The sequence below is a fragment of the Pantoea phytobeneficialis genome, from assembly GCF_009728735.1.
Classification (GTDB): domain Bacteria; phylum Pseudomonadota; class Gammaproteobacteria; order Enterobacterales; family Enterobacteriaceae; genus Pantoea; species Pantoea phytobeneficialis.
Window position 1 is genome coordinate 3,842,761 of the sequence record NZ_CP024636.1, and the last position, 19,197, is coordinate 3,861,957.

Consider the following 19,197-nt stretch of genomic DNA (forward strand, 5'->3'; position numbering starts at 1 on the left):
GGTTTATAGGATTATGGTAAAAGGCTGGACGCCGGATTGTTAGCCAGTTAATCTGCCTGGCATGTTCAAATTTCCTGACAGAGAATCGGCATGGCAAAAGAGCGCGCGTTAACCCTGGAAGCTTTACGTGTGATGGATGCTATTGACCGGCGCGGCAGCTTTGCGGCTGCGGCCGACGAGCTGGGACGTGTACCTTCCGCATTGAGCTACACCATGCAGAAGCTGGAAGAGGAGCTGGATGTCGTGCTGTTTGACCGCTCCGGTCACCGCACTAAATTCACCAACGTAGGACGCATGCTGCTGGAACGTGGCCGCGTGCTGTTGGAAGCCGCCGACAAACTCACCACCGACGCTGAAGCGCTGGCGCGCGGTTGGGAAACCCATCTCACCATCGTCACCGAGGCGCTGGTGCCCACCGAACACCTGTTCCCGCTGGTGACCAAACTGGCGGACAAAGCCAATACCCAGATATCCCTGGTGACCGAAGTGCTGGCCGGTGCCTGGGAGCGGCTGGAGCAGGGGCGTGCCGATATCGTCATTGCGCCGGATATGCATTTCCGCGCCTCAACGGAAATCAACACCCGCAAGTTGTACAGCATGATGAGCGTGTATGTCGCCAGTCCGGATCATCCCATTCATCAGGAAGCCGAGCCACAATCTGAGGTGACGCGTGTGAAGTATCGCGGCATTGCAGTGGCCGATACCGCGCGCGAGCGCCCGGTGTTGACCGTGCAGTTGCTGGACAAGCAACAGCGCCTGACGGTAAGCAGCATGGAAGACAAACGCAAAGCGCTGCTGGCCGGACTGGGTGTGGCGACCATGCCCTATTCGCTGGTGGAGCAGGATATCGCCGAAGGACGTCTGCGCGTGGTGAGTGCGGAATATACCCGCGAGGTGGATATCATTATGGCGTGGCGCCGCGACAGCATGGGTGAAGCGAAAGCATGGTGCCTGCGCGAGATCCCGCGTTTGCTGGCGAAGAAAGGTTAATCAGCAACGCTGACTAACCTTTCCGTGGCGGCGCGATTTATCGCGCAATTCCGTGCGCGATGCAGGAAAAATCCGCGCGATGAATCGCGCCGCTACGAACAATGCATTACGCAATAATCGCGCCGTTACAGGCGACTCAAACAATCCATCGCCACGGCCTTGAAGCTGACAAAATCGCCGCAGTCACGCAACCGGGCGGTTGCGCGTTCGCGCAGGAAAGTGACGAACAGGTCATAAATCGCCATCGCCTCTTCATATTCACTTTTGCTGATGGCCAGCAGGAAAATCACCGAGGCGGTTTCATCGCCCCAACTGATGCCCTGCGGTGCCAGCACGGTGTACACCACGGTTTTCTTCGCCAGCAGACCCAGCGAGTGCGGCAGCGCAATCCCCTCCCCCAGCATGGTGCTAACAATCGCTTCACGTTCCTCAACCGAGGGATAAAAATCGTCTTCCACATAGCCTTCACGCTGAAGCTGGTTGCACAGTTGATGGAACAGCGCCGATTGCGTCATCGGCTGGTCCACCACCAGAAAATGCTGTGCATCGAAGTATTTTTCCAGCATATAAGGCCGGGTACGATCCACCAGCACCAGTTTGCCGAGCTGCTCAAGCTGGAATTCCGTTGGGAACGGCGACATCACCACCACCGGGCTGTTTTTCTCACGCAAGCGGGTGGTGGAGATAACAAAATCTTCATCAATAGCCGCAAGCGCCTCGTATTCACGTAGCGACAGGCGGCCCGTCACCTGCAACTGGGGATACTTACGTAGCAGCATCGCTTCAATCATGCGCAAGGTAGAGTTACCGCTGTCACACACCAGCAGCACCTGGGGGTGACGCTGATAGCCCACATCATAGTGACGCTCCAGCCCGACGCCGATATGCAGCACCAGAAAACCGATTTCGTTTTCGCTGATGCTGTAAGGGGTATATTTCCCCCAACTGGTGACCGCCGCCAGCGTCATGTCGTAGGCCATCGGGTAATGCTGCTTGATATTACTCAGCAGCGGATTGGGGATATGGATCTGGTAACGCACCCGGGTGATCATGGTTTTGATATGGGTGAGCAGATCGGCACGCAACTGTTCATCCTGTTGCAGACGATAGTTGTAGTGCGTGTTGATGTAATTCAGCAGGTAATCGACCAGCGCATCCGCATCATCGGCATTGATGGTGCTGGGGGCCAGTGCCTGAATCTGGCGGGCAGCGATGTTGACGCGCAGCCAGTTCTCTTCCGCCTGAGAGATCGGTTTTCCCACCAGCGGCCGCATCAGGTTAATCAGTTGCTGCGCGGCTTCACGCACCTCCTCGCCGACATCCTCCGCACCCGGATCGTTCAGCGGAAAACCTTCGCTGATGCGCCGTACTGCCACCGCGCAATAGATTTGCAGATAGCGTTCACCTTCATCGCTGAGGCGAATGGCGTGCTGCGAGAAACAATGCTGAAGCAGCGGTTGCAACTGCTCCAGCATGCCGCTGTGTAGCGTTTCCACCGTTAACAGCGGGCTGTCCGGCGTATCCTGGTCGATTTGCCACAGCAAATCAGTCAGGCAGGTGCGAATCGCCGCTTCGCTGCCGAACAGCTTCATTCCGTAACGCGGTTTGGTTTCGATATTCAGATGATAACGCCCGAACCATTCACGCACCTCAGCCATGTCGCTTTGCAGGGTCGCGCGGCTGACAAACCACTCTTCCGACAAATCTTCCAGCTTCAGCGAATATGCAGCGGTGAGAAAACGACTGAGCAGATAACGCACCCGTTCCTGTGAGGTACGCGGCACGCGCAGCGGTGCCGCGGTTTGTGCCTGGAGCTGACCAAAACGCAGCGCGTCCTCCACCTTCAGTTGATAACCCTCGCCACGCGCCAGCACGAACTGCGCACCATGCTGCGCCAACAGCGCGTTAAGCGCCGTGATATCGGTGCGCACCGTGCGAGTGGACACGGAAAAACGTCGCGCCAGCTCATCCTGCGGCAGCGTTTCGGTTTGCAGCGCAGCGAAAAGTTGGGCCAGACGCTGGTTGGGAAATCTCACGGGCTTCACCTGTTACTTAATTGTTACAACAACTTTTTGCACGTTGCCAGAAGCTGACGCACATCGTCAATGCGTGTGTCGCCAGTCGCGCTATCGATAATCGAACTGTAGACGTGCGGAATCACTTTACTGACGCCCGCCTCCAGCGCAATGCGAACAATCTCTTCAAAATTGTCGAGATCAATACCGCCGGTGGGTTCCAGCCAGAAGTTGTTACGCGCACAGGCTTCCGCCACCGCGCGGTACTCCGCTACCGCTTTCAATCCCCCCATCGGGAAGTATTTCACCGAGCTGCCGCCCATGTCCTGCAACAAGCGAATCGCGCTGTCGATTGGCACGATGGCATCCGGCCCTTGCGCACTCAGCGGTCCGGTGGAGATTTTGACCAGACCCGGCGTGCCGGTGGGGGAAATCAGGCCGTTGACCACGGTGTCATGCTGGCCGAGCAGCGCGCGACTGGTCGCGACGCCGGTGAACACCTGGTTAACGTGTTGCGGTTGCAGCTCAGCTGCAATCTCACTCACCATCGCCGATTGATTGGGATCCCCGGCACCCAGTCCAACCGAAATCGCGTTATCAATCAGCGCAGCATATTCGCGCATATCGGCAATTGCCGCCTCAGTGCTGGCGTAGTTTTTCGACAACACGCCCACCAACACATAACCATCCGCCGCTTCCCAGATATCGCGCGCATTCTGTTTAGAACCCGCCAGCACATTGAGGCACAGACGGCCCTGATAAAATTTTGGAGTCAGAGTCATGCGTGTTTCTCCCCGCTGAGCAGCGCCTCGATGGCGGTAAAAATGGTATGCAGCTGATCGTCGCTGACGCTACGCACATCGGCCTCGATAATGCCTTCATTGGCTTTATAGCCACGGAAATAGATGGCGATAACGCCGTTTTTCAGTGCCTGCACCAGCTCGCCAGTGGCCCAGCCGGTTTGCGCTTCGTCGAACTTGATTTCGGCACGGGCGATGTCACGTCCGGCAGCATCCCATACCACACGCGCGCTGACGCCATTCAGGGTGTTGAGGTTGGCGATAAACGGCGTCATTTTTTCCACCATCTCTGCGCCGGTGGTTTTCTCCTGCGACAGATAGTTTTCAATCGCCTGCGTCAGGCCGAGGATGCCCTCTTTGCCGACTTTCATCGCACGACCGATGCCGTTACTCTGGCGCTTCACCCACTCAACATATTGGGTGCGGCCAATCACCAGACCGCTGGTTGGTCCTTCAATCGCTTTCGCCCCGCTGTAGATCACCAGGTCAGCGCCCATCTGGTAGTAGCACTGCAAATCTTCTTCCGCTGCCGCATCGACAATCAACGGAATGCCATGCTTACGCGCCACCACTGCCGCCTGTTCGACACTGAGATGGCTTTTCTGCACGCAATGGTGTGATTTGATATACAGCAACGCGGCGGTCGTCGGCGTAATCGCCGCTGCCAGCTGTTCTGGCGAACATTCGTTGCTGTAGCCTGCCTCCACCAGGCGTCCACCACCCAATGCCACCATGGTGCCAACCGGCGCGCCAAAATTGACGTTATGACCTTTCGGCATCACGATATCGTGCGGCACGCTGAGTGGTGCGGCATGCAGGTTTTCCAGCAGCCAGGCGTTATCTTTCACGATCACCGCCGCCACACTTTGCGCAATGCCCGCCGACGCACAGGAAACCACCACTGCGCTTTCCACCTCAAGCAGTTGCGCGATATACGCCCCGGTTTTATCCACCAGATCTTTCATCTCAAAGTAGTGGTTAAGGCCGTATTTCACGGTATCGACCACGTCTGCTGCCGGGGTCGATACGCCAAGAATGGTCATGCGACCAGAGGCATTGATGACCTGCTTCAGGTCATATTTTTCATAAATCGAAGACATGATTGGCTTTCCCTTCATCTGTCAGATGCCATTGCCCCGCCACCACGGCGGCCAGCGGCACCAGATGTTGCTCACCCAGCACCTGTTCGCCTTCAGCATCGACGAACGGGCGGGCTTCCTCTTTGACGGTAAAAATGGTCAGGTCGGCGTCGTAACCGACCGCCAGGCAACCTTTGTTTTTCAGTCGCAGACCTTCAGCGGCTTTGCGTGTCACGCAGTCGATCACCTGCGGCAATGTCATGCCAATGCTGAAGAATTTCGACATCACATGCGCCAGGCTGTGCACCGGGCCATTGATACGGTTGCGGCAGTAGATATCGGAGCTGATGGTGTCAGGCAGAATGCCCTGCGCAATCGCCTGACGCGCCACCTCAAAGCTGAAGCTGGCGCTGCCGTGGCCGATATCCAGCCGCACACCACGCGCTAACGCATTCTTCACCGCGGCTTTCAGCTCGCCCTGCGGCGTAAGAATGCGGTTGGGTTTGCCGTTGTAGCAATGGGTGATGATGTCGCCGGAAGTCAGCAGATCGGCAATGTCCTCCAGCACCGGCGGGTTGTTGCCGATATGCACCATCAGCGGCAGATCACCCGCCGCCTGCTGGATGGCTTTGGCCCGGATTAACGGCTGGATACCGTTTTCGCCCACTACGCTGCTGCTCATACGCGCTTTGAGGCCGACGATAAAATCGGGACGACGCTGAATAGCCTGCACCACCGCCTCACCGTCGATTTGCGCCATATCGGCCAGCTCGTTTTGCGTGACAATGCCGGTGCGGGCTATGTTGATCAGCGCACGAACGTCGGTCGTGACCTGTCGCGTAAGCTGATAAAAATCGTCAATATCATCAGCGCCGGTGCTGCCGGCATCCACCACCGTGGTGACCCCCTGTGCCACACCGATGGCATCCGCATCGTCGTGATAAATCGGCGATTTGGGATAACAGTGAACGTGGCTGTCGATCCAGCCTGCGCTGAGGTAGTAGCGCCCGGCCAGGTCGCGTTCTTGTGCCGCCTGACCGCTTACGCTACCCAGTGCGGCGATTTTGCCGTCCTGCCACGCAATATCCACCAGCTGTCCGTCGCACAGACGCGCACGACGGAGAATGACATCAAACATACCCCCTCCTTAGAGAGAAACCGGGAAGATCGCGCCCAGCACCATGGCACCGAGAATCGCACCACCGGTAATCGGCTTGTTCCACAGGTAAAACAGCAGCGAACCCGCCAACGAACCAAGACCAATAGGAATTGACGCGGTCATTGCCGACAGGATGATCAACGGACCGAGGAAGCGGCCAGAGGCGTTACCCGCCCCCATCATCACGTCGGCACCGTAGGTGGAGTCGCTCTGATTGATGGTGAACTTACGCGCCAGGATGATGATGTAGCCAATCGCCACGCCAATCACCAGACCGGTTGCCAGCGAGGCGGCGAAGTTCGCGACTGGGAAGACAATGCCCGCGCCCAGTAACAACGCCGGAACCCCCAGACCCACGCCGGTCTGAATCGCCCCGCCGATATCGAGAATCCCCACCAGCGAACCTTCGATTATACGGGCGAACAGGAAGCTGGCACCGAACGCCGCTACCGCGCCGTAGACCCCGGTTTCCATGCCGGAACGCAGCATGGAGACAAACGCCACTTCGTTAAAAGCACCAATGCCGTACAGGTAGTACATATGCGTACCGGCAAACACCCCGGCGGAGAGCAGGCCGACAAAAATCGGGAAAGACCAGTCGGCGTACCAGAACCCTTTGTTTTCGTTCATGCTGATGGCTCCTTATTTGCCGCTGAGGCTGTTGTGAATCATGTCCAGCCAGCCGGGAATACCCAGTTGGAAGGATTGCAGCAGTTTCATGTCAAAGCCGCGGAAGAAACCGCTCAGCACGAACAGCAGCACAATGGCGGTCATCATCACCTTGGTGACTTTGTTCCAGCCGCTCTCCTCGACACCCTTACCGATCAGGATACCCAGAACCAGGCCCGGTACGGCGTTGCCCATAATCAGCTGCGCCAGGCCGCCGAAAATGGTGGCCCAGAAGCCCGATTTCTTACCGGCATCAATCGCTGCCAGCCAGAAAATCACTGGCATCACGGTGTTCACCAGCAGGTTGGCCGCCGGTACCAATACTTTTACCGCCGTAACCTGCAACGCTGCCGGAACGGCAGAAGCGGTGCTGTTCAGGAAGGCGACGACGATCATGCCGATGATGCCGCAGGCAATCGCCATCTTCTTCGGGTTGTGTAGTGTTTCTGCTACGTTGCGGTTTTTCACCATCAGGGCCGCCGCGCCCCAGTTCGGCAGGATGCGATGGTCAACATCCTGAGTGAAGGAACCCGCTGCAACGGATGAAGCCCAGGCGTTAAAGAAAAAGCCGAGACCAAAGGAGAAGTGCGATGCCGGATCGCCCTCACAGGAGTTAAGCTCGCCCAGCGTACGGAACGCGCCCATGCCCTGCGTGGTAGGAGCATGGAACATGCGCGCCGCACCTGCTCCAACGCCAACCCCTACCAACCCGCCAATGATTAACGACTTAAACAAAATAATTAAAAACATGCGTTTACCTTTGTTTTTCGTCTGTTGTTAAGGTGCCGCCGTGAATTCCACCTGTTCGGTATCGATCACGGTGACGCTGACGGTAATCTCCAGCTCCACGCTGTAGTTCCGTCGCTCACGCGCGAGGAAAAAGAACAAAAACTTCTCTGTCTTAACGCGCTCCTGCGCGCGCAGCACCCGGACATCCTGGGGTTCGATGCGCAGCAGAATTTTTTGTGTGGTGCGCAGCACCTGCTGCTGCACCTTACTCAGGGCATCGGCAAAGGCTTTGGCTTTGCTGTCACCTTTGCCCTGTACCGTTACCTGAGTCACGTATTGTTGTTTCATACTTAGCTGCCGTATTTTTTGTTCCAGGCCTGTACCAGCCGTTCACCCAGCTCTTCTTTATCCATAAAACCAAAACCGAGGACATTGGCACCTTCGTTAATCGCCGTGACGCCTTCATCAATCGAACGCATACCGTGCTTTGATTTGTAGCCATATTTGTTCTGCGCGGTAATTGCCCCCGCACCGCCGCTGCCGCAGAAGGAGATGCCGAAATCCGCATTTTCTGCCTTCATGACGTCACCCAGCTTCATATCTGCCGCTACCCCCGGCACCACCACGGCACGCCCACCGGCTTTCTCTACGCCAGCCGCGACTTTTTGCCCTTTACCCAAACGATCACCAATGACTACCGTTACCATGTTCAATTCCTCTTTGATTGCTGACTTAATTCGATCTTGCTACTTCAATGTGGACGGACAGCAACCACGCCTCTTCGCGTGGCAGGTTGCCAAACAGATCCACCACCTGCTGCGCCAGCGCCATGGTCTCGGGCGAGATGTCCTCAAACAGCTCCGCTTCCACTTCCGGTAACGCTTCACCGGTCAGGGAGCGCGAGGCCATTGCTCGCACATGTGAGGCCAGCATCTGCTGCTGCACCGCATTGGGTTCAATGTGGTGCGCGGCATACAGCGCGGCAATCTGCATCATCACGTTATCCGCCAGCGCCTGAATCGCTTCCGGCGTGCTTTGTTTCAGCGGAACAGCTTCACTACTCACCTGGCTCACTCCTGTTTACAGCGGACAATGACAGTTAATTCGCGTTGAGAAGAAATTACGCTGTTCGCTGTTGGCTGTGGAGACGCATCTTTTCCACCTCAAAGTGGAAATCATGCGAGCAACTGTGCGCCAGATCGCAGGATGCACGAATAATGCAAAACGCATCACGTTTTACACAGAATGATGGATTTAACGCATTCAGGCAGTCAGATATGACCAGGGAAATAAGGCCAGCCAATTAGCTGGCCTGACTATCAGCGGAATTTCTTATGGTTGGCGTTGCGAATATCTTCCAGTTTCTTCGCTTCGGTTTTGGCTTCGTCCAGTTTGTTGGCTTTCGCCAGTTGGTCGACCACATCAATCTGGGCGATCAATGAATCAAGTCCGGCATGGAAATCCTTGATCTGGGCGCTATCAGCAGGCTGACCTTCCAGCTTTTCCGGCGTGGATTTTTTGGCATCCTCCGCCGCCTGGCGCATCTTGCCCAGTGCGGTTTGCATCTCCTGCGCATCATCAGTTTTTTTAACCGTGCTCAGGCCATCTTTGAGGGTATCCATATCTTTTTCCAGGTCAGCCGCATATAAGCTGGCACTGGAGAACAACAACGACAGAGACAACATTGCAATCACATGCTTACGCATCGTTTATTCCTTTTTTATTTTACTGACAAAAAAGGCAGCCTTGCGGGCTGCCTTCAGGAAGCGATGTCATTATTGACCGGCGATCTTCATCTCCGGTAGCAGCACCGATCCACACTGGATGTTGCTGCGGGTTTCAATATCGTTGCCGACAGTGACCATATTGCGCCACATATCCTTCAGGTTGCCGGCGATGGTGATTTCGCTCACCGGGTACTGGATCTCACCGTTCTCCACCCAGTAACCGGCAGCACCGCGTGAATAGTCACCGGTAATGGCGCTCACACCCTGCCCCATCAGCTCGGTCACCACCAGGCCACGCCCCATCTGCTTCAGCAAATCTGCGAAGCTGTGGCCCTGACCGGCAATGCGCCAGTTGTGGATACCGCCCGCATGGCCGGTGCTTTGCAGACCGAGTTTGCGCGCGGAGTAGCTGGTCAACAGCCAGTTTTGCAGCACGCCATTTTTGATAATGTCACGCGCCTGAGTGCGTACCCCTTCGCTGTCAAACGGCGTTGAGGCCAGCCCTTTCAGCAAATGCGGTTTCTCTTCGATGGTCAGCCATTCCGGCAGGATCTGCGTGCCCAACGCATCCAGCAGGAAGGTGGATTTACGATAGACGCTGCTGCCGCTGATGGCCCCCACCAAATGGCCAAACAATCCGGTTGCCACTTCCGGGGCGAAAATCACTGGCGCTTGCATGGTGGAGAGTTTGCGTGGCGCCAGGCGTGACAGCACGCGACGCGCGCATTCAGCACCAACCCAATCCGCGCTTTGCAGATCGTTGATATCACGGCCAATGGTGTAGGCGTAATCACGTTCCATCTCGCCGTTCTGCTCGGCAATCACGCAACTGGAGAGCGAGTGGCGGCTGGAGCAGTAGCTTTGCAACATGCCATGACTGTTGCCAAAAACTTTGATACCGACGTGGCTGTTGAAGCTGCCGCCTTCGGTGTTGGTGATACGCTTGTCAGCCTGTAGCGCAGCCTGTTCCGCCTGCGCGGCCAGCTCAATGGCGCGATCGGCATCGATCTCCCACGGATGGTAGAGATCGAGATCCGGTGCCTCGAACGCCAGCAAATCGCGATCCGCCGGGCCAGCATTGGGATCGCTTGAGGTGTAGCGGGCAATATCGATCGCCGCCTGCACGGTGCGTTTGATGGCATCCGGGCTGAGGTCGGTCGAGGAAGCACTGCCTTTGCGATTCTGATGATAAACGGTGATGCCGAGTGCGCCATCGCTGTTAAATTCGACGTTTTCCACTTCGCCGTAGCGGGTACTGACACCGATACCGGTGGTTTTGGTCACCGCCACTTCTGCGCCATCGGTGCTGGCTTTCGCCAGTTCCAGCGCCTGTGCGACAGCCTGTTCCAACACTTTACGTTGTTCTGCAACCTGAGTAGATACGTTCATCGACCTGCCGTCTAATCTTATGTATGAATGTTTTGAGTCTATCAGACTCAGAGAACAATTTCGCAGTCACCCGATAAACTGGTAGGATTAGCCTCTTTTTTTTAGGGAGCCAAGAGATGACCAAGCAGCCCGAAGACTGGCTCGATGATGTGCCGGATAATCAGGAAGAAGAAGACGAAGAGATTATCTGGGTCAGTAAAAGCGAAATTAAACGCGATGCCGAGGAGCTGAAGCGCCTGGGTGCCGAGTTAGTTGATCTGGGGAAAAACTCCCTCGATAAAATTCCACTCGACGAAGATTTACGTGCCGCGATTGAACTGGCGCAGCGTATTAAGAAAGAAGGTCGCCGCCGCCAGTTGCAGCTGATCGGCAAAATGCTGCGCGCGCGCGATGAAGATCCGATCCGCCAGGCACTGGATAAGCTGAAAAACCGCCACAACCAGCAGGTTGCGCTGTTCCATAAACTGGAAAACTTACGCGATCGTCTGATTGAGCAAGGTGATGATGTGATGGCCGAGGTGATCAACCTCTATCCGCAGGCGGATCGCCAGCAACTGCGCAGTATGATCCGTAATGCGCAGAAAGAGAAAGCCGGTAACAAGCCACCGAAATCCGCGCGTCAGATTTTCCAGTATTTGCGTGAGCTGGCTGAAGCACAATAAGCTTCAAACTGCTGAACCGTAACGGCGCGATAAATCGCGCCGTTACGGATTAACGACCCAGCCTCTCCAGCAGTTTCTGATGGATCCCACCAAACCCGCCGTTGCTCATCACCAGGATGTTATCGCCCGGCTGTGCCACCTTCGCCACCATCTCCACCAGCGTATCGATATCCGCGCTCCAGTGCGCAGGCTGGATACAGGCATCAGCCACGTCCGACACCTGCCACGGAATATGGTGTGGCTGGAACAAGAACACCTCATCCGCACGTCCCAGTGACGGAGCCAGTTCATTCTTACTGACGCCCATCTTCATGGTATTGGAACGCGGCTCCAGCACCGCCAGAATACGTGCCGTGCCGCCGACTTTGCTACGCAGCGCAGCCAGGGTAGCCAGAATTGCCGTGGGGTGATGAGCAAAATCGTCATAGACCTTGATGGCATTCACTTCACCACGCAATTCCAGACGACGGCGCGCGTTGATAAAGCGCCCCAGCGCTTCGCCCGCATCTTCGGGTTTCACACCGACATGACGCGCGGCGGCTATCGCCATCAGACCGTTATGCATGTTGTGTTCGCCCACCAGGCCCCAGCTCACTTCCGCCACTTTGGCGCCATCGAGCCAGACTTCCCAGCGTGAGGCATCCGGCGTCAGTTTTTTCGCCTGCCAGTGGCCGTTGTCGCCCACCGTTTCCTGCTCGCTCCAGCACCCCATCGCCATCACCTGCTTCAGGTTGTGATCGTGTTCCGGCAGCAGGATCTTCCCCTGGCCCGGCACGATACGGATCAGATGATGGAACTGTTTCTGGATCGCCCGCAGATCGTCAAAGATATCCGCATGATCGAACTCCAGATTGTTAAGAATCAGTGTGCGCGGGCAGTAATGAACAAACTTGGAGCGTTTGTCGAAAAAGGCGCTGTCGTACTCATCCGCTTCGATAACGAAGAACGGGCTTTTTCCTAATTTTGCTGATACATCGAAATTTCCTGGCACACCACCAATAATGAAGCCAGGTTCAAGGCCACAAGCCTCCAGAATCCACGCCGCCATGCCGGCTGTCGTGGTTTTGCCGTGAGTACCGGCCACTGCCAGCACCCAGCGGTCACGCAGCACATAATCGTGCAGCCACTGTGGACCAGAGAGGTAGGGAATGTTGCGTTCCAGCACAGCTTCCACACAGGGATTTCCGCGTGTCATGGCGTTACCAATGATCACCATATCGGGTGCAGGATCGAGCTGGCTGGCATCATAACCTTCCGTTAATTCAATGCCTTGCTGCTCCAGCAAGGTGCTCATTGGCGGATAGACATTGGCGTCAGAGCCGGTCACCTGGTGGCCCAGCGAGCGGGCCAGCATCGCCAGGCCGCCCATGAAAGTGCCACAAATCCCAAGGATGTGAATACGCATAAATTTGTTCCATTACTCATAAGTCCGGCGCTCAGTTTAACCCCGAGTGCAAGTGGAAGAAACGGATTTGGCCTATGGTTTTTGAAGTTCAATCGGCTAAACTGCGTACGCATACGTTGGCAGTTTGTTACAGTGGCTGCCACTCCATCGTAGATTCAGGGAATGTGTTATGAAAACGTTAGGCGAATTTATCGTCGAGAAGCAACACGACTTTCCTCACGCCACAGGTGAACTGACGGCGCTGATTTCAGCCATCAAGCTGGGAGCTAAAATTATCCACCGCGACATCAACAAAGCGGGTCTGGTGGATATTCTTGGCGCCAGTGGCGTGGAAAACGTCCAGGGTGAACAGCAGATGAAGCTGGACCTGTTCGCGAACGAAAAGCTGAAAGCGGCACTGAAAGCGCGCGGCATTGTGGCTGGTATCGCCTCTGAAGAAGAAGATGAGTTCGTCATCTTTGAAGGCGTTGAGCACGGTAAATACGTGGTGCTGATGGACCCACTCGACGGTTCTTCCAACATCGACGTTAACGTTTCCGTTGGCACAATCTTCTCGATCTACCACCGTGTTTCACCGCCGGGAACACCGGTTACCGAAGCTGACTTTATGCAGCCGGGTCACAAGCAGGTTGCCGCAGGTTACGTGGTCTACGGTTCGTCTACCATGATGGTTTACACCACCGGGGTTGGCGTTCACGCCTTTACTTACGATCCGTCACTTGGGGTATTCTGCCTGAGCCACGAACGTATGACCTTCCCGGAGAAGGGCTATACCTACTCCATCAACGAAGGAAACTACATTCGCTTCCCGCAGGGCGTGAAAAAATATCTGAAGTTCTGCCAGGAAGAGGATATTGCGACTAAACGTCCTTATACCTCACGCTACATCGGTTCTCTGGTGGCAGATTTCCACCGTAACCTGTTGAAAGGCGGAATTTATCTCTACCCAAGCACCGCCAGCCACCCGAAAGGTAAGCTGCGTTTGCTGTACGAATGCAACCCAATGGCGTTCCTTGCCGAGCAGGCAGGCGGTAAAGCCAGCGACGGTAAACAACGTATTCTCGATATTCAACCAGAAACCCTGCACCAGCGCTGCCCGTTCTTCTGCGGTAATGACGCGATGGTGGATGACGTCGAGCGCTTCCTGCGCGAGTTCCCGGATGATCACCAGGGCTGATTGCTAGCATAAAGTCGCGGCGCGATTTATCGCGCCGCGATGGTTTTAAGCAGTGGCGATACGAAACTGCGCCATTGATGCCTGTAGCTGCTGCGATTGCGCTTCGAGCGATTGGGTTGCCGCACTGGCTTCCTCCACCAACGCCGCATTCTGCTGCGCCACCTCGTCCATTTGCGTCACCGCCTGATTGACCTGCTCAATACCGCGACTCTGCTCTTCAGAGGAAACCGAAATCTCCTTCATCAGCGTGGTCACGCGCATCACCTCACTGGAGATTTCATCCATCGTTTCACCCGCCTGCGTCGCCATGACGCTGCCCTCTTTGACACGGGTTTGCGAGTCGCTGATCAGCTCACGAATCTCCTTCGCGGCGGTGGCACTGCGTCCCGCCAGGGTACGCACCTCATTTGCCACCACGGCGAAACCACGCCCCTGTTCACCCGCGCGGGCCGCTTCCACTGACGCGTTCAGGGCCAGAATGTTGGTCTGGAATGCGATGCCATCAATCACGCTGAGAATATCGGCGATGCGATCGGAGCTGTGGGTGATTTCCTGCATCTTCTCAATTACATAGCACACCACTTCTGCGCCACGATCGGCGGTGTCAGAAACGCTGTTCGCCAATTGATGCGCCTGCTGAGCATTGCTGGCGTTGAGTCGTACCGTGGCGGTGAGCTGCTCCATGCTGGCAGCAGTTTGCTCCAGCGACGCTGCCGACTCCTCAGTACGCTGGGAAAGGTGCACCGTCCCGGCCGCCAGCTCACGGCTGCCGACATCAATTTGCAGGCTGGCTTCGCGCACCTGGCTGACGGAATCGCGCAGGGCCAACTGCATCACCGCCAGCGCCTGATTCAGGCGTCCCAGCTCATTGTGGGTGGTTTCGGGCAAGGTTTGTGACAGATCCCCTTCAGCTACCCGTTGCAGATGGCCAATCGCACTTTCCAGCGGTGTCAGCAACAGTCGACGCAGGATCTGCCACGCCAGTACGATCAACACCACCGTCAGCACCACGGCAATGCCAATCAGGATTTTCATCTGCGTTTCATTACGCGCCGCCTTCGCCAGGCGATCAGCAGAGACTTGATCGGCGTACAAGCTGAAATCGTTCACCGCTTTGGCGTAGTTGGCCGCCAGAGTGGAGAGGTTGCCTTCCAGTACCGTGTAATATTCATCGGTGTACTGCTTTTGCAGCGCATCCATCATCGGCGCAATACCTTGTTGCAGATAAGCGCCAAAGCTGGCTGCCACCGCATCAGCCAGGATTTTGCCCTGGGCCGTCACGGTGCCAGCATCGACAAAATCCTTCAGATGCTTTTGCGAGGTGACAACATCAGCCTGGGCCTGTTTGGTCACTGCGGCCCCCTCATCCAGCAGGCCAATTTCGATTTTGCGCACCGCCAGCGCACCACTGGCGCGAGCACGCATCAGATCAGCGTTGCTTTGATACAGGCTATTGAGTTCAATGCCCTGAATACGATTGATCACATCCAGCGACTGATTGCCGGCATTGATGGCGTAAATTCCCAGGGTGCTGACCGCCAACAGCAGCAATGTCATAAAGGCGAGTAGTGTGAGTAGACCGGTCCGTACTGATAAATTTTTGATCATGTTAGTACCCGTGTGTGTAGAAAAAGGCAGAAATCCAGCAGCCCTAAAACGGATAAGTTATCGGCAGTCACCTCGCTAAACTTTAACCATTGTTGATGGTCAATCTAATGATGATCACCTGTTCTTCAATAATGCTAACGTTACTCCAACCCCGATTGAGGAATTCCAGAATGAAAAAATGGCTCCCGGTTGCCTGTCTGTTGCTGAGTGGTTATGCGGGCGCACAGGACAATCTCATCGATCAGAAATTGCAGCGTTGCCTGAACCGTGAATCCAGTACTGTCGGGATGTCTCAATGTTATGACGCAGCTAATAAGGCGTGGGATCAGGAGATGAACAACCAGTACAACCAAATGATGAAAAAATTAACTGGTGCACCTAAAGCCAAATTAAAAAGCGCCCAGCGTGCCTGGCTGGCTTATCGTGATAGCTGGCTTGATGCCAGCAAGAGCTACTTTTCCGCCAATCAGGGCACTATGGCCATGCTTTCGCTTGGTGCACAAGGGGTCGATTTGGTACGCAATCAGGCACTGATGCTGCAATCTATTAACAAAGGCAGTTGCGCGAATCCCGATGATTGTTGATAAATGGGGGCGGTAAAAACCGCTTCGCGTTGGCAATTGTCAACGCCCCATCAATTCTCAGGGAGAAATCATGGCTGCTTATGCCTCGACCATCATTCTGATTTGCCTCGCCGTTCTGAGCTATTTCGTCCACAACAACGCCGTCACCATCTCCATTCTGATTCTGTTGGCGATTAAAATCACCCCGCTGGCGCAGTTCTTCCCTTATGTCGAAAAACAGGGAATTCAACTCGGGATTATTATTTTGACCGTGGCGGTCATGGCACCGCTGGCCAGTGGATCGCTGCCAGCGTCTTCGTTGATTAAATCTTTTGCCAACTGGCAATCGATTGTGGCGATTCTGGTCGGGGTGTTTGTGGCATGGTTGGGGGGGCGCGGCGTGCACTTTATGAGCGCGCAACCCTCGGTGATTGGCGGCTTATTGATTGGGACGGTGATTGGTGTGGCGTTCTTCCGGGGCGTTCCGGTCGGACCATTGATTGCTGCGGGCATTGTCTCGCTGTTTGTCGCAGCGAAGTAACCGGCTGGACCATTCCGAAACGCCAAAAAGAGGGCATACTTTCGGAGTCAGTTGGCTATAATAGCCGACACTCAACTTACGACTAATGAAGGAAAGCCAGATGAGTTTGAACCAGGTGCCCGCAGGTAAAGATCTGCCAGAAGATATCTATGTCATCATCGAGATCCCGGCCAATGCCGATCCGATCAAATATGAAGTAGACAAAGAGTCTGGCGCCCTGTTTGTAGACCGTTTTATGTCTACCGCCATGTTCTATCCGTGCAACTACGGTTACATCAACAACACCCTGTCTCTGGATGGTGACCCGGTTGACGTACTGGTGCCGACCCCGTATCCGCTGGAGCCGGGCTCCGTTATCCGTTGCCGTCCGGTTGGCGTGTTGAAAATGACCGACGAATCCGGTGAAGATGCCAAACTGGTTGCGGTTCCGCACACCAAACTGAGCAAAGAGTACGATCACATCAAAGATGTGAACGACCTGCCGGAACTGCTGCGTGCGCAGATCACCCACTTCTTCGAGCACTACAAAGATCTGGAAAAAGGCAAATGGGTGAAAGTTGACGGCTGGGACAACGCAGAAGCCGCCAAAGCTGAGATCATTTCCTCTTTCGAGCGCGCTCAGAAGAAATAATCTGTAAAGCGAGCGGAAGACATCCTGTAAACAGGCCCGATTTTCGGGCCTGTTTTTTTCGTCTGTCCTGCCTAACGCTGGCAACCCTGCAACGTAAAGTCGACCGTCAGGCGATTTTGATACTTATACAGATCATAATCCTGATGGTGGGCAATGCGTTCTCCCTGACACAATCCCTCGTGCAGATTCTCATTCGTCACGGTAAGGTCGTCTTTCAACGGGTTAAGCACCTGATAACCTTTCAGCGCCATATACGGGAAAGGGAACCACCAGTTGGCAAAATACTCTGGAATCAGCACACCCAAAACCGGATAGTTTCTCAATGCATTTTTATACACCTGGGCACGAGGTGATGTCCCAACAAACTGCATATAAAAGTTTTGATCAGCGAGCGTCGCGGTATCATTTTTCAACTGATAAACGACACCCTGATTAATATTATCCTGCTGTTTGATCGCGTTACCGTAAACATAAATACTGGTCACGGCGTAAAGCAACGGCACGGCCATAACAGCGAAAACAAAACACATTTTCCCTCGGAATGCCCATGCCATCAACGTGGCGCTAAACAACATAAACCCACTGATTGAAAGCAAAGCGCGCGGGACGAGCAGCGCATTTTCCAGAAACAACAAGTTACCGGCAATCATCACAAACGCGACCAGGGGTAATAGCAGTGCTAATAAACCGATTGCTATGCGTGAATGCTTCATCCCGGCTCTGATATAACGCAGTGCAATAACTGCGGCGGAGATAACGGCCAGAATAAGAATGGCAACCAGCACCGCCATTCCTTTACCGTCTTTATAGAAGGTCTGATTAATGAAATCCCAGTAAGCCTGTACGTTATGATTGATGGTCAGCCATAACTGATTACCTGCGATATTCGGGTGATTAGCCGGGTGATCGCCTGAGAATGTCGATGGCAGTACAATCTTCAAATAAATTATCGATGCCACCAGCACTTCCACACCACGTTGCAGCAAAGACATAAAGATAACCGCAGGACGATCATTATTTATTATTTGCCTGAACGTCACCACCAGGGCCATCATCACCGCAACATTGACGGCAATCTGATAAAGGCTATAAATTGCGATAATGATTGCAATACCAATAACAAAACGAACGATTCTGTTTAGAGGTGGCAAAAGCACCCACGCTAAACTTAGCGCCAGGGCACAACTTAGTGTCAATACATCAAAACGGTAGGAGAAAACTTCCGCAAGATAAGGGTTTGCAAAAAAGCTCAGGGTCGCTAATGCACCAATCCAGCCCGGCAAAGAACTGAAGTTTTGTTTATGATAAAGAGAGAAAACGAAGGCCAGCAGCGCAATTGAAATGATTAATGGAAGTGGGAATATATCCGCCACATGACTACTCAGAAACATCATTTTCATAATGATGTCAGCCAGTGGCCTGCCATCTCCTCCCCAATTAGTATACCCGAGCGTCGCTCTCCCGTTATCATCAATATAATAAATATTAGCGATAAGCAATGGCAGACAATAAAGAAAAGCAGCAACAAGATAACTATTATAATACTTTTTCATTTCCCTTCTCGTTTATATTTTTGTCCCAACCTGTGAACGGGATGACTCACCACACCAATCGCTTGTCTATCTCCCCGGTCTGAACTGTAAAAAAGGGCCATGTACGACATGACCCTTTTTAATAACTGTTAACCCTTCAGGTTACTCATCCTTTGGCAGATCCTCGCGCTGCAACCAGTCACCGCTCGGGATACGAGTAAGTCCTTTGATTGAGCGCTGATAAACGTAAAGCCAGGCGCTGCCATAAGGCGTCTGGATCAATTGGCGTTTATATTCGCCATTCCTGGTGCGCAAAGCATCCAGCTCGCCCAGGGTGCTGGCGTCGATGCGATAGACTTCGCAATAGACGCTTCCCTCCCCTTCAACCACGCCCGGGTAGTGACCCAGATTGTAGAGTTCAAACCCTTCAATCTGATGGTCACCAAGCCATTGCGCATTCGTCATCCAGTGACTGTTTCCTTGTTTGCGCCGTAAACTGCCGTAGACAATTATTCGCATTG

The 19,197-nt window shown here is 54.5% G+C and carries 21 protein-coding genes; 6 read left to right on the forward strand and 15 right to left on the reverse strand.

Translation table 11 applies throughout. The features are described 5' to 3' along the window. Positions 1-90: 90 nt before the first annotated feature. Positions 91-990: a LysR family transcriptional regulator gene (locus tag CTZ24_RS17760; RefSeq protein WP_013510651.1), complete on the forward strand. Its 900-nt coding sequence runs from the start codon at positions 91-93 to the stop codon at positions 988-990. A 125-nt stretch (positions 991-1,115) separates the two neighbouring features. Here the strand turns inward: CTZ24_RS17760 and CTZ24_RS17765 are convergent, their stop codons facing one another. The 11 genes from CTZ24_RS17765 to pmbA form a co-directional block, all read right to left on the reverse strand. Beyond that, on the reverse strand, positions 1,116-3,026 hold the full coding sequence (locus CTZ24_RS17765) for a BglG family transcription antiterminator (protein ID WP_208724250.1): 1,911 nt from the start codon (positions 3,024-3,026) through the stop codon (positions 1,116-1,118). Between the two features lie 23 nt (positions 3,027-3,049). Beyond that, complete coding sequence (dagF, locus tag CTZ24_RS17770; protein ID WP_021183533.1) at positions 3,050-3,787, reverse strand: 2-dehydro-3-deoxy-phosphogluconate aldolase; 738 nt, start codon at positions 3,785-3,787, stop codon at positions 3,050-3,052. After that, positions 3,784-4,905, reverse strand: a complete 1,122-nt coding sequence (locus CTZ24_RS17775; RefSeq protein WP_208724251.1) for a DgaE family pyridoxal phosphate-dependent ammonia lyase — start codon at positions 4,903-4,905, stop codon at positions 3,784-3,786. The genes dagF and CTZ24_RS17775 overlap by 4 nt, the downstream gene beginning before the upstream one ends. Then, entirely contained in the window at positions 4,889-6,022 is a 1,134-nt protein-coding gene (locus CTZ24_RS17780; protein WP_208724252.1) for an amidohydrolase/deacetylase family metallohydrolase, read from the reverse strand. The genes CTZ24_RS17775 and CTZ24_RS17780 overlap by 17 nt, the downstream gene beginning before the upstream one ends. A 9-nt stretch (positions 6,023-6,031) precedes the next feature. Next, positions 6,032-6,673 carry a DUF4310 family protein gene (locus CTZ24_RS17785; protein ID WP_021183536.1) on the reverse strand — a complete coding sequence of 214 codons (642 nt, stop codon included), beginning with the start codon at positions 6,671-6,673 and terminating at the stop codon, positions 6,032-6,034. A 12-nt stretch (positions 6,674-6,685) separates the two neighbouring features. Further along, positions 6,686-7,462 carry a DUF4311 domain-containing protein gene (locus tag CTZ24_RS17790; protein WP_021183537.1) on the reverse strand — a complete coding sequence of 259 codons (777 nt, stop codon included), beginning with the start codon at positions 7,460-7,462 and terminating at the stop codon, positions 6,686-6,688. Between the two features lie 27 nt (positions 7,463-7,489). Next, a complete protein-coding gene (locus CTZ24_RS17795) occupies positions 7,490-7,789 on the reverse strand; it encodes a DUF4312 family protein (RefSeq protein ID WP_013510658.1) in 300 nt (99 codons plus the stop codon). A 2-nt stretch (positions 7,790-7,791) separates the two neighbouring features. Further along, positions 7,792-8,154, reverse strand: coding sequence for an SFCGS family glycine-rich protein (locus CTZ24_RS17800; protein ID WP_152521872.1), 363 nt, complete (start codon positions 8,152-8,154; stop codon positions 7,792-7,794). Positions 8,155-8,173: 19 nt separating this feature from the next. Next, positions 8,174-8,506 carry a hypothetical protein gene (locus CTZ24_RS17805; protein ID WP_021183539.1) on the reverse strand — a complete coding sequence of 111 codons (333 nt, stop codon included), beginning with the start codon at positions 8,504-8,506 and terminating at the stop codon, positions 8,174-8,176. A 254-nt stretch (positions 8,507-8,760) separates the two neighbouring features. Further along, on the reverse strand, positions 8,761-9,147 hold the full coding sequence (gene cybC / locus CTZ24_RS17810; RefSeq protein ID WP_021183540.1) for a cytochrome b562: 387 nt from the start codon (positions 9,145-9,147) through the stop codon (positions 8,761-8,763). A 69-nt stretch (positions 9,148-9,216) separates the two neighbouring features. Next, on the reverse strand, positions 9,217-10,557 hold the full coding sequence (gene pmbA, locus CTZ24_RS17815) for a metalloprotease PmbA (protein ID WP_021183541.1): 1,341 nt from the start codon (positions 10,555-10,557) through the stop codon (positions 9,217-9,219). A 116-nt stretch (positions 10,558-10,673) separates the two neighbouring features. Here pmbA and yjgA point away from each other — a divergent pair, with 116 nt between their 5' ends. Beyond that, positions 10,674-11,219 (forward strand): ribosome biogenesis factor YjgA, encoded by a 546-nt coding sequence (gene yjgA / locus CTZ24_RS17820; RefSeq protein WP_021183542.1) that lies wholly within the window; start codon positions 10,674-10,676, stop codon positions 11,217-11,219. Positions 11,220-11,268: 49 nt separating this feature from the next. Here the strand turns inward: yjgA and mpl are convergent, their stop codons facing one another. Beyond that, positions 11,269-12,624 carry a UDP-N-acetylmuramate:L-alanyl-gamma-D-glutamyl-meso-diaminopimelate ligase gene (gene mpl / locus CTZ24_RS17825; protein ID WP_208724253.1) on the reverse strand — a complete coding sequence of 452 codons (1,356 nt, stop codon included), beginning with the start codon at positions 12,622-12,624 and terminating at the stop codon, positions 11,269-11,271. Between the two features lie 169 nt (positions 12,625-12,793). Here mpl and fbp point away from each other — a divergent pair, with 169 nt between their 5' ends. After that, positions 12,794-13,801, forward strand: coding sequence for a class 1 fructose-bisphosphatase (gene fbp / locus CTZ24_RS17830; protein WP_021183544.1), 1,008 nt, complete (start codon positions 12,794-12,796; stop codon positions 13,799-13,801). Positions 13,802-13,846: 45 nt separating this feature from the next. On the opposite strand, the gene CTZ24_RS17835 is transcribed toward fbp, so the two are convergent. Further along, complete coding sequence (locus CTZ24_RS17835) at positions 13,847-15,406, reverse strand: methyl-accepting chemotaxis protein (RefSeq protein WP_208725587.1); 1,560 nt, start codon at positions 15,404-15,406, stop codon at positions 13,847-13,849. A 173-nt stretch (positions 15,407-15,579) separates the two neighbouring features. Between CTZ24_RS17835 and CTZ24_RS17840 the strand changes: the two genes are divergently transcribed. The 3 genes from CTZ24_RS17840 (at position 15,580) to ppa (ending at position 17,144) form a co-directional block, all read left to right on the forward strand. Continuing rightward, positions 15,580-15,993 carry a lysozyme inhibitor LprI family protein gene (locus CTZ24_RS17840; protein WP_208724254.1) on the forward strand — a complete coding sequence of 138 codons (414 nt, stop codon included), beginning with the start codon at positions 15,580-15,582 and terminating at the stop codon, positions 15,991-15,993. A gap of 70 nt (positions 15,994-16,063) precedes the next feature. After that, complete coding sequence (locus CTZ24_RS17845; protein WP_021183547.1) at positions 16,064-16,513, forward strand: DUF441 domain-containing protein; 450 nt, start codon at positions 16,064-16,066, stop codon at positions 16,511-16,513. 100 nt (positions 16,514-16,613) lie between these two features. Next, positions 16,614-17,144, forward strand: coding sequence for an inorganic diphosphatase (gene ppa / locus CTZ24_RS17850; RefSeq protein ID WP_021183548.1), 531 nt, complete (start codon positions 16,614-16,616; stop codon positions 17,142-17,144). 71 nt (positions 17,145-17,215) lie between these two features. Here ppa and CTZ24_RS17855 read toward each other — a convergent pair whose 3' ends face one another. Both CTZ24_RS17855 and CTZ24_RS17860 read right to left on the reverse strand, forming a co-directional pair. Further along, complete coding sequence (locus CTZ24_RS17855) at positions 17,216-18,697, reverse strand: glucosyltransferase domain-containing protein (protein ID WP_208724255.1); 1,482 nt, start codon at positions 18,695-18,697, stop codon at positions 17,216-17,218. Between the two features lie 141 nt (positions 18,698-18,838). Continuing rightward, positions 18,839-19,195: a gamma-glutamylcyclotransferase family protein gene (locus tag CTZ24_RS17860; RefSeq protein ID WP_036625570.1), complete on the reverse strand. Its 357-nt coding sequence runs from the start codon at positions 19,193-19,195 to the stop codon at positions 18,839-18,841. Positions 19,196-19,197: the final 2 nt, after the last annotated feature.

What these genes read in the sequence shown, in the direction of transcription:
- CTZ24_RS17760 (WP_013510651.1), top strand. Translation starts at nt 91, where the DNA reads ATGGCAAAAGAGCGCGCGTTAACCCTGGAAGCTTTACGTGTGATGGAT.
- dagF (WP_021183533.1), bottom strand. Translation starts at nt 3,787, where the DNA reads ATGACTCTGACTCCAAAATTTTATCAGGGCCGTCTGTGCCTCAATGTG.
- CTZ24_RS17775 (WP_208724251.1), bottom strand. Translation starts at nt 4,905, where the DNA reads ATGTCTTCGATTTATGAAAAATATGACCTGAAGCAGGTCATCAATGCC.
- CTZ24_RS17780 (WP_208724252.1), bottom strand. Translation starts at nt 6,022, where the DNA reads ATGTTTGATGTCATTCTCCGTCGTGCGCGTCTGTGCGACGGACAGCTG.
- CTZ24_RS17785 (WP_021183536.1), bottom strand. Translation starts at nt 6,673, where the DNA reads ATGAACGAAAACAAAGGGTTCTGGTACGCCGACTGGTCTTTCCCGATT.
- CTZ24_RS17790 (WP_021183537.1), bottom strand. Translation starts at nt 7,462, where the DNA reads ATGTTTTTAATTATTTTGTTTAAGTCGTTAATCATTGGCGGGTTGGTA.
- CTZ24_RS17795 (WP_013510658.1), bottom strand. Translation starts at nt 7,789, where the DNA reads ATGAAACAACAATACGTGACTCAGGTAACGGTACAGGGCAAAGGTGAC.
- cybC (WP_021183540.1), bottom strand. Translation starts at nt 9,147, where the DNA reads ATGCGTAAGCATGTGATTGCAATGTTGTCTCTGTCGTTGTTGTTCTCC.
- pmbA (WP_021183541.1), bottom strand. Translation starts at nt 10,557, where the DNA reads ATGAACGTATCTACTCAGGTTGCAGAACAACGTAAAGTGTTGGAACAG.
- yjgA (WP_021183542.1), top strand. Translation starts at nt 10,674, where the DNA reads ATGACCAAGCAGCCCGAAGACTGGCTCGATGATGTGCCGGATAATCAG.
- mpl (WP_208724253.1), bottom strand. Translation starts at nt 12,624, where the DNA reads ATGCGTATTCACATCCTTGGGATTTGTGGCACTTTCATGGGCGGCCTG.
- fbp (WP_021183544.1), top strand. Translation starts at nt 12,794, where the DNA reads ATGAAAACGTTAGGCGAATTTATCGTCGAGAAGCAACACGACTTTCCT.
- CTZ24_RS17840 (WP_208724254.1), top strand. Translation starts at nt 15,580, where the DNA reads ATGAAAAAATGGCTCCCGGTTGCCTGTCTGTTGCTGAGTGGTTATGCG.
- CTZ24_RS17845 (WP_021183547.1), top strand. Translation starts at nt 16,064, where the DNA reads ATGGCTGCTTATGCCTCGACCATCATTCTGATTTGCCTCGCCGTTCTG.
- ppa (WP_021183548.1), top strand. Translation starts at nt 16,614, where the DNA reads ATGAGTTTGAACCAGGTGCCCGCAGGTAAAGATCTGCCAGAAGATATC.
- CTZ24_RS17855 (WP_208724255.1), bottom strand. Translation starts at nt 18,697, where the DNA reads ATGAAAAAGTATTATAATAGTTATCTTGTTGCTGCTTTTCTTTATTGT.
- CTZ24_RS17860 (WP_036625570.1), bottom strand. Translation starts at nt 19,195, where the DNA reads ATGCGAATAATTGTCTACGGCAGTTTACGGCGCAAACAAGGAAACAGT.